At 35.0% G+C, this 14256-nt stretch carries 10 protein-coding genes; 7 read left to right on the top strand and 3 right to left on the bottom strand.

What is annotated here, in order from left to right:
- Positions 1-288: 288 nt before the first annotated feature.
- Positions 289-1482, top strand: a complete 1194-nt coding sequence (locus tag F6K18_RS31990) for an LL-diaminopimelate aminotransferase (RefSeq protein ID WP_287526963.1) — start codon at positions 289-291, stop codon at positions 1480-1482.
- A gap of 548 nt (positions 1483-2030) precedes the next feature.
- A complete protein-coding gene (locus tag F6K18_RS31985; protein WP_287526961.1) occupies positions 2031-2876 on the top strand; it encodes an NF038130 family PEP-CTERM protein in 846 nt (281 codons plus the stop codon).
- 735 nt (positions 2877-3611) lie between these two features.
- On the opposite strand, the gene F6K18_RS31980 is transcribed toward F6K18_RS31985, so the two are convergent.
- Positions 3612-3986 carry a hypothetical protein gene (locus F6K18_RS31980; protein ID WP_287526959.1) on the bottom strand — a complete coding sequence of 125 codons (375 nt, stop codon included), beginning with the start codon at positions 3984-3986 and terminating at the stop codon, positions 3612-3614.
- Between the two features lie 425 nt (positions 3987-4411).
- Between F6K18_RS31980 and F6K18_RS31975 the strand changes: the two genes are divergently transcribed.
- The gene (locus F6K18_RS31975; RefSeq protein WP_287526958.1) at positions 4412-5173 is read left to right on the top strand and encodes an HpsJ family protein; all 762 of its coding nucleotides are present in this window, start codon (positions 4412-4414) and stop codon (positions 5171-5173) included.
- A gap of 155 nt (positions 5174-5328) precedes the next feature.
- Here F6K18_RS31975 and F6K18_RS31970 read toward each other — a convergent pair whose 3' ends face one another.
- On the bottom strand, positions 5329-9738 hold the full coding sequence (locus tag F6K18_RS31970; RefSeq protein ID WP_287526957.1) for a response regulator: 4410 nt from the start codon (positions 9736-9738) through the stop codon (positions 5329-5331).
- 237 nt (positions 9739-9975) lie between these two features.
- On the opposite strand from F6K18_RS31970, the gene F6K18_RS31965 reads away from it, so the two are divergent.
- Entirely contained in the window at positions 9976-11628 is a 1653-nt protein-coding gene (locus F6K18_RS31965; protein ID WP_287526956.1) for a cell wall metabolism sensor histidine kinase WalK, read from the top strand.
- Between the two features lie 507 nt (positions 11629-12135).
- On the opposite strand, the gene F6K18_RS31960 is transcribed toward F6K18_RS31965, so the two are convergent.
- Positions 12136-12258, bottom strand: coding sequence for a hypothetical protein (locus F6K18_RS31960; RefSeq protein WP_275670435.1), 123 nt, complete (start codon positions 12256-12258; stop codon positions 12136-12138).
- A 301-nt stretch (positions 12259-12559) separates the two neighbouring features.
- Between F6K18_RS31960 and F6K18_RS31955 the strand changes: the two genes are divergently transcribed.
- From F6K18_RS31955 to F6K18_RS31945, 3 genes are read left to right on the top strand one after another with little or no spacing between them, the layout of a single operon-like run.
- Positions 12560-13261 (top strand): PAS domain-containing protein, encoded by a 702-nt coding sequence (locus tag F6K18_RS31955; RefSeq protein WP_353735240.1) that lies wholly within the window; start codon positions 12560-12562, stop codon positions 13259-13261.
- A 6-nt stretch (positions 13262-13267) separates the two neighbouring features.
- The gene (locus F6K18_RS31950; RefSeq protein WP_287526954.1) at positions 13268-13513 is read left to right on the top strand and encodes a hypothetical protein; all 246 of its coding nucleotides are present in this window, start codon (positions 13268-13270) and stop codon (positions 13511-13513) included.
- Positions 13491-13904, top strand: a complete 414-nt coding sequence (locus F6K18_RS31945) for a diguanylate cyclase (RefSeq protein ID WP_287526952.1) — start codon at positions 13491-13493, stop codon at positions 13902-13904. Before F6K18_RS31950 ends, F6K18_RS31945 begins: the two co-directional genes overlap by 23 nt.
- Positions 13905-14256 lie beyond the last annotated feature (352 nt).

Here is a 14256-nt window from a genome sequence, read left to right as displayed (position 1 = left end):
AGTATTTCTGACAACTTTTTTTGTTGGTTGCAAGATCATCAAGATATTTTTGCTCTACATCAAGCCAATCTGGGATTGGTTTGGGGATATACTCAGGTATAATCTCCTTCTGATAAAAGATTGAGGTGATTTTATTTAACTTTTTTCCTAAAGTCCAGCTAATTCCCATGTACGACTGTGTGCCTCTCAAATTTTGACTTTTGACAGCGGGTATTGGAAGATTGACAAATATTTGGCAAAAGTAAAGTAGATAATAACTACACAAGTCAATTCAGAGGTGGAATCAAAATGCAATTATCACAACGTTTAGCCCCCCTAAGCTTTAATGTATTTGCCGATATGGACCGGGCAAAAGCATTAGCAAAAGTAGCAGGGCAAGATTTAATAGATTTATCTCTGGGGTCTTCTGACTTACCAGCGCCTTCCAAAGCTTTAGAAGCGATCGCTCAATCTTTGTCAGATTCTACTACTCACGGCTATTCGTTATTTTCTAACACTCAAGCTTTTCGGCAAGCAGCAGCTCAGTGGTATACTGATAAGTTTGACATTCCAATAGACCCAGAAACTGAAGTCTTACCTCTAATTGGTTCTCAGGAAGGTACGGCTCATTTACCTTTGGCTATACTTAATCCTGGTGATTTTGCTTTACTGCAAGACCCTAGTTATCCTTCTCATAGTGGTGGGGTGTTTTTGGCGGGGGGTCAAGTTTACCCTATGCCTTTATTGGCAGAAAATGGGTTTTTGCCAGTTTTGGCAGACATACCTCCAGCTGTCTTATCTCAGGCAAAAATGATGGTTTTGAGTTACCCTCATAATCCGACAACAGCGATCGCTCCTTTATCTTTTCTCCAAGAAACTGTTGCTTTTTGCCAAAAACATAATTTAGTCTTAGTTCACGATGCTCCATATTTAGACTTTGTTTTTGATACCTTTTCTCAAGCACCCAAAAAACAATCTATCGCTCCTTCTATTTTTCAAGCTGACCCAGAAAAAACTGTTTCTATAGAATTTTTTACTATGTCTAAATCTTATAGTATGGGCGGCTTCCGAGTTGGTTATGCCATTGGTAATACTGAATTGATTCAAGCTTTGCGACAGGTTAAAGCTTGTATTGATTTTAATCAGTATCAAGGCATTCTCAATGGAGCGATCGCTGCTTTGACTGGTCTTCAAGAGGTAGTTAGAGAAACTGTAGATATTTTTCGCCAACGTCGGGATGTGTTTGTTGGGGCATTGCATAAAATTGGTTGGCCTGTGCCTATTCCATCGGCCACTATGTATGTATGGGCAAAGTTGCCGGAAGCATGGGCTAATAACTCTGTGGAATTCTGTGTGGACTTAGTGAAAAATACTGGGGTAGCAGTGGCCCCAGGAGCTGGTTTTGGCAAGGCTGGAGAAGGATATGTGAGGTTTGCTTTGGTTCATAAGTCGGAGATTTTGTCAAGGGCTGTTGAGAAAATTTCAGTGTTTTTGCAGAAATAATGTTTTGTGCTGCTGTTAACGCAATAGTGGGTTAAATTAATTTAAAAGTTCGTCATAGTGAGTGTTTCCTGAGAATATCCTGGGGAAACACTCGCTTTTATTTTGGATTTTTTTGAAATGGGAAAAAATGATTATTTATAGAAGTAATTAATTGATTATATGGACGATAATTTTTGTATTGATAATGATTTCGGTAGAAATACATAAGTGTTTTCTAGGAGTTTTTCTAAATACTAAGCTTCACTAAAACTTCATATAAAAATCACCGAAAAATATAGACATTTGGTGAGAAAACTGCTTATAATTAATTTCAGCTCAATAAAAAAGGTTAAATGACTGGCAAACAGTATAAAACCTAACTAAAGGTGCATTGTTATACAAAAGAGTAAACAAAAATCATAAGTTTCAGTGATTTGAAACACACAGAATATCTTGTTACTTATGCTTTGATAAACATAATAGATAAATTTCAATTTCACCAGTCAATATATATTTTTCAATCTAGCTAACTCTGACAAAACACAAATTAAATTAAGGAAACGAAAATTATGGCAGGATTAGTAAGGAAATTTTTAGCAAGTGCTTCCGTTGTTGCTGGTATGAGTGCAGTTTTCGGCGCTCCTGCAATGGCTGTTGGCTTCACTGCGATAGGTACAGATTTAATATTGCGCGAACAAGTAGGTACTGGCTTTGAAGTAACTGATGACTTGACTCAGTTAAATTCAATCCTACAAGGAGATAGTTCTAATCCTGGTGGCAATGTAGAGTTAGGTAGTAGCGATACAGGTGGTAATCCACTTGCTGGAGTAGAAGCTGACAATATTCAGGGAGGAACTGCTACATTTACTAATGTAACTGAGGATATTTACAATACTCAGGATTGGCGAGATACTACTGGTAAGGCTTGGTTCTCTGATGCTTGGGAACAAGCTGTCGAGAAAAACTCAGGTGCTAGCCCACTTATATCTGCTGCTAACGAAGAGATGTTTTACGGTATATTTGTCGGCCAAGGAGGACTTGACATGATTACTGACCCGAATATTTCCTACATCAACGAAGTTGGTGATGATGTTGTAGTTGGTTTAGCAGGTCACCTCAACTTAGCAGATAGATTCAGATTCAATTCCTTTCTAGCAGCAGCGTTAGAAGGTGTGCAAATGAGTGAAATCTTTGCATACGATATTAATGGAGTTACTGGTTACGGTTGGAGTAACTCCGCTACTGCTAGTGGGTTAGTTGACAATGATGGCTTCTCTTTCAGTGGTAACTATGAAGTTGTTATAGAAGGAGGGGGTGGTATTTTATCTGAAGATGTACCTGAGCCTTCTACAATATTAGGTCTAATGGCTATCGGTGGTTTGGCTGCTGCTACTAAGCGTAGGTCTGCAAAGTAAAGCATTAGAAAGAATATCTTCTTTGTTTTTGTTAGTGAGTATTAAGGTCTAGAGAGGGAGTTGATGAGACTCCCTGATTTTTTTGTGATGTTGCAAAGCGTAGGGGCGGGTTTGGCGTTAAATTATGAGGCTCAACTACCACATTAGATGAACTCACCCCCCCAATAATACAATGCACGCCCATTAGCTGTTTCAGTCCATTAGTGGCGGACACGCCTAAAATGTTGCAATCATAGGGGTGGGTTCGGCGTTAAATTATGAGGCTCAACCACCACATTATACCATTTCTCAAAAAGAATGCTATATCTGATTCGGTGGGGAAGTATGGGAAGTGTGGGAGGTGGGGGGAGAGGTTAAAAGTAGGAAAATCTATACTAACCGACTAATAATTGTCAAAAACAGACTTTGAATATTGGTAATTATTTGACTATTGAAGTATAGCTGAAGTATAGCATTGCTTTTGGTAATTGGTATTAGATGAACCCGCTCCCCTGCCCGAATAATCTAACGCACCATTTTAGCGTCAGTCTAGAATGAAGGGCGGGTTTTGAGGAGTATATTCCTAATTTCCAAGCTTTTGGTTAAACCCGCCCCTACTGCGCAATAAAATCAAAAAAACTAGCAGCCAGAATATATCTAAATATTCTGACTCCTGACTTTTAATTTTTCCTGATAAAAACCCTTTTTTAGAGGTCGTTTTTCAGTTCTGTAATTTATTTATAACTATGCTGATATCTAAGGATTTGGGCAAGTTCCACTAACACAACTATAATATGCACTACTACCACCCTTATTGATAACACAATTTGCTCCAACTTCTATGTTATTCCCAGCTCCCATTGCTTCTGCAATACACATTCCTGTATCAAATGCTCCTATCTGTTCTGAGACACAGGCTAAATTAGCAGTACAGCCATTAAGAGTAACAGAGGTCAACCCACCTGTATTATTTTCTACTACTGCTGTTCCACCACTATAAGTATTTCCATCTGAAAGTAGCATATCTTCGAGAGGCCAGTCAGTAAAAGTAACTTCCTGAGCTACACTAGGTGCTGCAGCAAAGAAACTTAAAAAAGCTGTAGAAGCGATCGCTGTAAGTAATTTTTTCATGGATATATTTACCTGTAATGTCAATAGTGAACAAAAATTATTGATTATCAGAATTTAGATATTTGGGAGCTAATAAGTATTTTTTTTATACCCTCAGCCTCCTCAATAACTAGGTTACCTTAAAAACTATAAAATCTAACTTATTTCAACAAGAAGAAAAATTAGTGAGTTTTTAGTTTTAGCCAATCTACACTCTTGTTGAATTACATCTACTATCCTAACCAGAAAAAACAGGATCGCCAACTAGAGTAAATACGCAAATTTTTTTTAAAGATAATATGAAGATAGGATTATATGGTAGAAATGATACCTAGATAGATATAGACAGGGTCTCAACTATGGGTAATTTTTGCTCCAACTAGATTGATGTACATATTATAAATCTAAACTATGAAAGGAACTAATATCAGTCAAGTACCAGTACTATGAAAGGAACTAATATCAGTCAAGTACCAGTTCAGGCAGTTAGATTTATGAAATTAGCTGGAATTATCTTGGTACTATTTACTATTATCAATTATGTTTTACTTCTATTTACTATCAAGATAGGAGATACAGACTGGAGTCTCAATTTCACAACTACAATAGTAGAAGAAGGTATTTTACCAATTTTAGGAATAGCCTTAATGTTTTGTGCCTATGGCTTTGAAGAAATTCTTGGTTTAGCTCCAACACAACCTAAACTTAGCTGGAATAGCTTAAAATTTTGGGTTTATTTATTATCTTTTTTCTTCGGTATAATATTTTTGCTAATTATTCCTCTGCATATTAGTAATACTTTAGCAGTAAGCAATGAAGCAGTGGAAACAGCAAATCAAACCGCCAAAGAAGAGAAAGAAATATTAGAACAACGTTTAGATCAGCAACAAAATATAATAGGTGATATGCTCCGGGATAGGCAAAAATTAGAGGCTTTTACAATAAAAAGACAATTGAGCGAAGAACAAATAGCTAATTTAGAAAAGTTTAAGAATAATCCTAATGCTTTTAAAGTCAAAGTAGAAGAAATTCGCTCAAATGTAACACAACAAATAGAAAGGAAACAACAGCGAGAAATACAAAAATCACAACTATCAACTTTTCATTCCAGTATCAAAATAGGTTTAACAAGCTTATTACTGGCAAGTTGTTATTTAACTATTGGTTGGAGTGGTTTCAAAGGTAATAACCCCAGAAGAGTTCGCTAATAAGATTTTTGTTGCGGGATTATTGATGGTAGGAGCAGGTTATGAATTAATTTTGATGGCGATAATTGAATTAACTAAACCTGCTCCATCCAGTTAGGGGCGGGTTCATCTGAATAATTTGTAACAGCATTAACTTAACGCCGAACCTGCCCCTACTATTTCTGTCGCTCTATTTTCAAGGCAGCAATAACTTTTTCATACTCCACTTTAACCTGAGAAAAAATCTCTATTGCTTCTGCTGGAGTAGAATTTTCTGACTCATAAGCTAAACGAGCCATAATTTCTAATTCTTGACAAATTTTATAAAGAATCATTGCTCCTAGAGTACCACTAATAGACTTGAGAGAATGAGCAGCATTCTTAAGTATAAGTGGATCGGCTTGATTAATAGCAATATTAATATTCTCTAGAAGTTCGGGAGAAGTATCTAAATAAATATCTATTACTTCATCTAGAGCTTCTACTTCTTTTAACCCTTCTATTACCTTACTCTCAAGAATAGTCTGTTCTGTGAAAATGTGATTATCGTCTGGAACGGTTGCTGGAGATAAATTTGATTGTGGGAAAGTCAATTTTTCCTTTCCTTCTGACACAACAGACTTAGCTTTACTTAAAGCTTCTATAAGTTGCTCCATCCGTATTGGTTTACTAATATAATCATCCATTCCTGCAGCTATACATTCTTCACGATCGCCCTGCATAGCATTAGCTGTCATAGCAATAATTCGAGGTCTTCGCTGAGAAACTTTTTCAGGATGTTCTGTGATATTTTCATATTTTTGCCGAATACGACGAGCAGCTTCTAGGCCATCCATCAAAGGCATCTGTACATCCATCAAAACCACATCATAAGGCAAACTAAATACAGCTTCTAAAACTTCTAAACCATTACTAGCAACATCAGCACGATATCCCATGCGTTGTAAAATTTGTAAAGCTACTTTTTGATTAACTAAATGGTCATCTGCTAATAATATTCGCAGCGGTAATTGTTCTGCTAATAAAGGAATAGTTTGAGAATTCCATTTACTATTATTGTTTGTGATTCTAATTTCAAAACCTTTACCAGAAAAAATATTTAGTAAGGTTTCATAAAGCTGAGATTGTTTAACAGGTTTATTAATAATGGCTGCAAATAATTGATAAAAATCATTAATTTCTTGCCTACCGAAAGAAGTCAAAATCACTAGAGGTAAATCCCGATACATTGGATTTTGACGAATTTTATTTGCTAAAGTTAAACCATCAATTTCAGGCATCTGCATATCTATAATTGCTAGATCAAATTTGTACTTTTTAGTCATTAAATCTAAAGCATGAGTAGCATTTTCAGCAGTGCTAACTACCATCCCCCAAGATTCAGTTTGTTTCAACAAAATTTTTCTATTTGTAGTATTATCATCAACTATTAGTATTTTTTTGTCTATTAAACTATGTCGATTATTATCTAAATAATTAGTTTGAATTAATTGATCTTTGACAGTTTTAATGCTACATTCTGTGACTATTGTAAAATAAAAATTTGAACCTAATTTTTCGTTGATATACTCTAATTTTTCATCTAAAAACTTATAGCCTGCTGGGGGATTACCTCCAACTGCACCCATACTTTCAACCCACATTTGACCACCCATCATTTCAGCTAATCTTTTACTAATAACTAGTCCTAAACCTGTACCCCCATATTTCCTACTGGTAGAAGAATCAACTTGACTAAAAGACTTAAATAAACGATTCATGAGAGTAACAGGAATACCAATACCTGTATCTCTGACTGAAAATTGTATTTCATATACGGGAAAAATATCACAATTATCAAATTCTGAGCTATTTTTTGCCTTTAAATTCTGTGAATTTTCTTCTGCTTCTAGCCGTCTACTGCTAACAGAAACTAATACCTCACCATTAGAGGTAAATTTTACCGCATTGCTCAGGAGATTAACTAAAATTTGACGTACGCGAGTAATATCTCCGATAATAGTAGTTGGAGTTTCTGGAGGGATGAAATATACAAGTTCTAAATTCTTTTCACTAGCTTTTGCTGCTAACAAGTCAACAGATTCTTCTAGACAATGTTGTAAATCAAAAGGATTTGCTTCTAAATCTAGTTTCTCAGATTCTATTTTTGAGAAATCAAGTATATCATTAATGAGTGTAAGTAAAGTCTCACCACTACTACGAATAGTCTGGACAAAATCTTTTTGGTCTGTTTTGAGAGGAGTATCTAATAGTAAACCAGTCATGCCAATAACTGCATTCATCGGGGTTCTAATTTCATGGCTCATAGTAGCTAAAAATTCACTTTTTGCTCTAGTTGCAGCGAGTGCTTCATCTCTAGCTTTTGCTAAATCATTAGCGGTTTGTTGACGTTCTAATTCTCCACCTATCCACTGAGCCATTAGTTTTAATAACTCTTTATCTACGGCTTTCAAAGGTTCATTTAGGACTTGAGGACTCCAGAAATTGAGAGTACCATAAACTGAGTCTCCCACCATAACTGACGTTCCCATATAAGCTTCGATTTGGAAAGCCATATCTACTGTGATACAAAAACCTGAATATTGAATAGATTCAAAACATATTGGCTGTTCTGCTATTGCTGCAAAAATAAATGTTTTTTCTAAGTCAAATTCTTCTCCTTTCAAAATAGAATTATCTGGAGTTTTAGCTGCAACAATAGTATATTTATTATCTTCAATTCTAGACAATACTCCTATTTCTAGGCCGAACTTTTGACAGCCCATTTCTAATAATTTTTGGAGGCGTTCATAAAAACAGAAGATAATAGAATTATCTTGATTTGTACCTTGACAAGGAGTAGAAGTTATTTCGTACAATCTCCGAATAGCAGCTTCACTTTCTTGTAATTCTTGTTCTCTTTGTTTACGGTCAGAAATGTCACGAGAAACTGCAATTATTTCTTGTACTTTCCCCGTTTCAGGATCGCGAATTGTACGAGCGGTGGTTTCGAACCAAATATATTTACCTTTTTGACAAAGAACGCGGTAGGCAATAGTGTAAGTTACGGGATTGTTAATAATAGTGTGATAAGCTTTGGCAATTGCTTTAATATCTTCAGATGCAAAAAACTCTTTTGGATGAGTACCAACAATTTCTAATGGAGAATATCCCATCAGGTTGCGACAAGCGGGGGATACATAAAGGAAAACCCCATCTGGAGAGTGACGAGAAATCATATCAGTGGAGTTTTCTGCCATTAGTCTATATCGTTCTTCGTTGTCTTGAGATTCAAGTTGAGAATGTTGTAAAGCTTCTAGCATTTTATTCATAGTCTGAGCTAGGTTTGACAACTCATCATCCCCTGGCATTGGTACGCGCATTGAAAGGTCTCCACTAGAAGCTATTTTATTAACTATTTTGTTTAATTTTGAAATACGAGAGACTAACAATTTTTCTCTGAGTGCCAGCATAACGATCCCAAAAACTAGACCTACTATTACCGATGAAAAAATAAAGTAACTCCAAAACGAGCGACTGTGGTGGCGGATAATTCGATCTACTTCTCTTTGTAAAATTAGAGGAGGTTGAGTATCGATATCTTTGACAGTTCTATAACCATTTACTCGATCGGAATTGAGCGGTTCTAGGACTATTTCTGAAGTTTTCAGTTGCCGATAAATTTGTTGCGAGTTATTTTCCCACCGACTAAAAGTTAGTGATAATTTTGTTAATTCAGCTAACTTTGCTATTGTTGCATCATTTAGATAGCACCCAACAATGAGGATGTTATTGTTTAGATGGCGTTGGTGATTTGAGGTATGATGTCTTGTCCGGATAAGAGCGCAAACAAAAAACTTTCTTCCTCTACTACTCTTTCTTCTTCTTTCTTTGTTCCTGACTCGGTCCGACTGACTTCCCCTCCTGGGAGGGGGAGGGGCGAGGGGTGGGTTGACTCCTAAATAATTAAGATTAATATCATACACTAATTCACCAAGGACGTTTAGACTATCTATTTCATTCAAAATAGGAGTATCAGCGATCGGGAGATAAGTTTCTGGTAAAAGAATAATACCTGTTTGCTGACTTATATTTTTACCTATAGGTAGATATTTTTTTAAGTTCTCAGATATTAGTATTTCTGTTTGTTGACTTCCATCGAATTCTTGACTAAATAAAATTTCTCCTCGAGCATTAAGTAGTAATAGAAAGTTCAGTTTTTGATTAATCCCAAAATTATCGACTGAATTAAAATCAATAAATTTATTTATATTATTGGACTCTAGTTTATTCTGATCAACTAACTTTTTTGATAAGGCAAATATTCTATCCTGTTTTACTTTTACAGATAAATTAGACATCTCATCATCTAATAGATTTAATGATAGATTTAATGCCCTTGCTACATCTAAATAAACGTAATAGACTTCCAAATTTTGGCAGCCATAAAACAATATCATTGATGCTGTAATAAACAACACCACTATCAAACTAGCCATCGCCGTACTAATAACTATTAATGTTTTTTGACGAAGTTTCATCGGGTCTTTCCCTATTGCTCTTATGCAACAAACCACTACAAATTCTTGTAACTCTTGTTGGAACATAAGAATTATGAATTAGTGATTCGCTTTTCCCTAATGGTTACTACCCTAGACATGATTGTGTCTAAAAGTGTTCTTTAAATTTTCTATCCTAGAAATAGTTTCCTAATTACAGCGTAGCAATTTCAAATAGCAAAAGGTATGAATATCTCCACAAAATTATCAGGGTTTTCTCAGGATATGTAGCTAAATTAATGACAATTGTAGTTTAAATATTTTTTACCCATAATTAAGTTTAAGATGAAGTTTATCGCTAAATGGCCGAAAAATCTCAAATTAGGGCGGTGGAAACTCGAGCCATCGTCTTTGCAGACACGCCTAACATTGGGTATTGCATTATTTTCAGTATTAGGACTAGGGAGTGTAGCCTTGTGGACAAGTTGGAAGATGCAGCAATTGTTGATAGTCACTCATAAGCATAACATTGAGCAGATAGCTGAACGTTTTCCCAGAGATGTTGAAATGTACAGTGAAACGTGGTATGTCAAGAAAAGTTTACAGAAAGCTATTGATAATTTAACATTGGCCAATGTATTTATTTGGGTCAAAAATCAGCAAGGTACTGTGATAGTTCAATCACAAAATTTCCAGAGTGACAGTGACCACTTTGTTTTAAAATCTTTAGCTGAAATGCCCTCAAAACCCTTAGTTTATCCAATAAATGGACGCTATTTTGTGTTATGTGGTGGTCCTTTAACAGTTAATGGGATGAATGTTGGTAAACTTTATATCGCTCTAGACATTTCCCGCGATCAAAAGATGCTAGTGACGATGGTTATGAGTTTAAGTGTGGCAAGTATTTTGGCAATAATTGGAGTAACACTTGCTATAACTGTTTATATTCAACGTTCTCTCATACCTCTGCGTCATATTAGTCAACTTGCTGATAATGTTAATGCCGATATTCTAGATCGAGCAACAGTTTCTTTAGAACGCGCTCCTAGTGAAGTAAAGGAGTTGGCGAGAACTTTAGATACTATGTTAGGCCGGTTGTCTGATTCTTGGGAACAGCAAAGACAGTTTGTGAGTAATGTTTCTCATGAGTTAAGAACTCCTTTGACTATTGTTTCTGGTTATCTTCAGAGTCTTTTGAGAAGGGGTAATAATTTAACAGAGACTCAGAAAGAAGCTATCGAAATAGCTTCTGGGGAAGCACAACGTACTGTTGAATTATTGAAAGATTTGCTGGAGTTAGCTAGAGCAGATAGTGGACAAATTCATTTTCATTTAGAAGCGGTTGTACTGAATGATTTGGTAGCAGAAGTAGTAGAAATGGCTAAACAATTTAGTGGTCGAGAAATTATTCTGAGGTTTGGTAATGGAAGTGATTTTGTTAATCTAGAGCAAATATTTAGTGATAATAAAAATTCAATTATTACAGAAAAAAGTAATCTAGTCTCTACCCAGATTGGCAACTCTAAAAAACTAAGTTTAGAGCAAAATATCAATAATAATTATATTGCTAGTAAATTAAGTTTAAAATCAAAAAATATTGTCGGTAAATCACAATATCAGATTGATAAAACTATAAATTTATCGTTAATTGAAGTCATGGTAGACCGCAATCGCTTCAAACAGGTTTTACTAAATTTAATTGATAATGCTGTTAAATATTCTGGTGAAGATTCTCCTATAATTTTAAATTTGTGTCAACAAAGTGGTGAAGCGATCGTTCAGGTATGTGACAAAGGTCAGGGTATTTCTTTATCACAACAAGCTAAGATTTTTGAACGTTTTTATCGAGCGGATGAAGCTAGAAATCGTTCTGGTGGAGCTGGTTTAGGTTTATCTATTGTTAAAACTTTGGTAGAAGGAATGGGAGGAACTATTCAAGTTTATTCAAAGTTAGATCGAGGCAGTATATTTACTGTGAAATTTTCAGTGAAACAATAGCTTTTGTTGTTTGCAATTATAGCGGTTTTCACATAGTATATACTACAGCGATCAAGTATTTTTATACTACCTATTCCCTGCTTCTTGTTCCTTAGCTCCCGCGCGCAAAAATAATTTTGTAGTCTACTTAAATGAAAAGCGCTGTAAGCATTTATCTTTTTCTTTTGGGTTTAATACCCCGCCATCTACACGGTGTTTACAATTGGTTGGGGTTTGTAGATACAAAGTGGTAGGTCGTTGACTATCCCCATCCACTTTTTCCTTCTTCCTTCTTCCTTCTTCAAGGAAATTGATTTGTACAGCTTAATTTTAATCTTTCCCTGTTTCGGAAAATTCTCTAATACCAATTTGATCAATATTTGCTACAAATAACTAGATTATTTATTAGGAGTCAGGAGGGAATAAAGAAGCAAGAATAAAGAAGCAAGAATAAAGAATAAAGAGGAGAAAAAGAAGACATAGGAGGAAAATAAGAAAGTTTTTTTATCACTAATTATCCGGACATTATCATTTTCTTTGTGGGTTTAATACCCCACCGTCAACGGGGGTGTTCAAAATTACTTGGGGGAGCGAATCCCCATGTAATTTTCCTCCTGTCTCCTGTCTCCTGTCTCCTGTCTCCTTCTTCAAATAACAATCTTATTTGAGTTTTTAGGTCTTCTAGACTTTTAGGAAACTCTTAACTGGAAATAGGAAATAGGGAATGGGAAACACCGAAGCAATAAAATTTTTATCAATCATTCCTAATTACTATATATAGCAATCTTATTTGAGTTGTGAGATATTGTAGATTTTAGGGAATAGCGGTGTGACCCCGCATCGGCGTTAGATGCAAGCGATCGTTAGCGCAGCTTCCTGTAGGGTGGGATGGCGTTTTGCTCCGCAAAATATCAATCTTTCAAGAAATTGTACAAAATGATAGTACAAAAAAATCTCCTATTATGTTGATATAACAGAATGCAAAAAAACTGAAAAAAAATTAAAAAATTCAGAGTTTAAGTACCGTGCATTTATGCAAGATGTGGGTGAGGCAATTTTAATTGCTGATTTACAGGGAAAGATTATAGAAGCTAACTATAAAGCTACAGAAATATTGGGTTATCACAGAGAAGAACTTGTGCAAATGCACGCCAAACAAATCCATCCACCAGAAATACACCAAAAAGTAATAGCGACAATACTGGAAACAGCAAAAAATGGCAAAAATGTTATACCAAATATTCTAGCTTTGAGGAAAGACGGCAATTGGATTTGGATAAATATTATTTATAAAATTATTCAGTTAGAGAATGATGAAAAATTTTATCAAGTAATTTTTCAAGATATCACTTCCTATGTTTTAGCTGAAGCAGTAATAAAAGAAAGTGAAGAAAAATTTCGTGGGACTTTTGAACAGACTTTAATGGGAATATTTTTGGCTACTTTATCAGGAAAAATATTCCGAGTTAACCAAGTATTTAGGAATATTTTTGGATATAGTAATGCCGATTTATCAAAGTTAAACTTGGTGGATATTATTTATACAGAAGAACGGCAAGATTATCAAATTAATTTACGCTCTATTCTGGCAGAAAAGATACAAAACTATTCAACTGATAACCGTTTAATTCACAAAAAATGTAAAATTATTTGATCATATTTGAATATATCTTTAATCAAAACTTCCCAAGAACCAAAATATTTAATTGGCTTGATTAAAGATATTACTCAGCGTAAACAAATGGAATTAGATTTAAAAAAAAGTGAAGAACGTTGGGAATTAGCATTGCGTGGCAATAATGATGGTATATGGGATTGGAATATTAAAACTAATGAATGTTTTTATTCAACTGGGGCGAGAGAAAAAACCATTATCTTTAATCATGTGCGATATAGACTTTTTTAAAAAATATAATGATACCTATGGACATCAACAAGGTGATGAGTGTCTTCAGCAAGTAGCAAAAGCTATCTCGAAAGTAGTCAAACTCCCGACAGATTTAGTAGCTCGTTATGGAGGAGAAGAATTTGCTATTATCTTATCTAATACTAATCTAGAAGGAGCAATTCATCTCGCCAATATAGTTCAACAGCAAGTATATAAATTACAGATTCCCCATCGAAATTCACCAATATATAAACAAGTTAGTCTAAGTTTAGGAGTATCTAGTATTATCCCATTTCCTGAAGCCACTTATCAAAGTTTAATTGCAGGAGCAGATCGAGCACTTTATCAAGAAAAAGAAAAAGGTAGAAATCAGGTGATTCCTTATGTAGGTGATATAATTATGAATTAACTAAAAGATCGAACTTAAAATTTAAAATTATATTTTATAATTTTTGACAAGTCTTCCTATCCGACTCAGGAGACTAATATCAAATCCCGTAGCATTGGTGTAATTAGATAAAGAGTGCGGGGACTCACCCCTAACCCCTCCCAGGAGGGGGAAATCTTGAAAGATTTGGCAATGGCGCTCAGATGGAACATTTTTTTAGACCAAATTCAAAGGATTTGATATAGCTTATTAAATGCCTTTTTATATCATGTCTCTTTAAATAACCGCTTCGGAAAAATTTAGGGAGTAGGGAGTAGGGAGTAAGGAGTAGGGAGTAGGAAGTAGGGAACAAGGGGAAATTTAAAAAATATTT

The organism is Okeania sp. SIO2C2 (assembly GCF_010692625.1).
Lineage (GTDB): Bacteria > Cyanobacteriota > Cyanobacteriia > Cyanobacteriales > Microcoleaceae > Okeania > Okeania hirsuta.
Note: the sequence above shows the minus strand (reverse complement) of the source record. Positions and strands in the feature narration are given on the sequence as shown.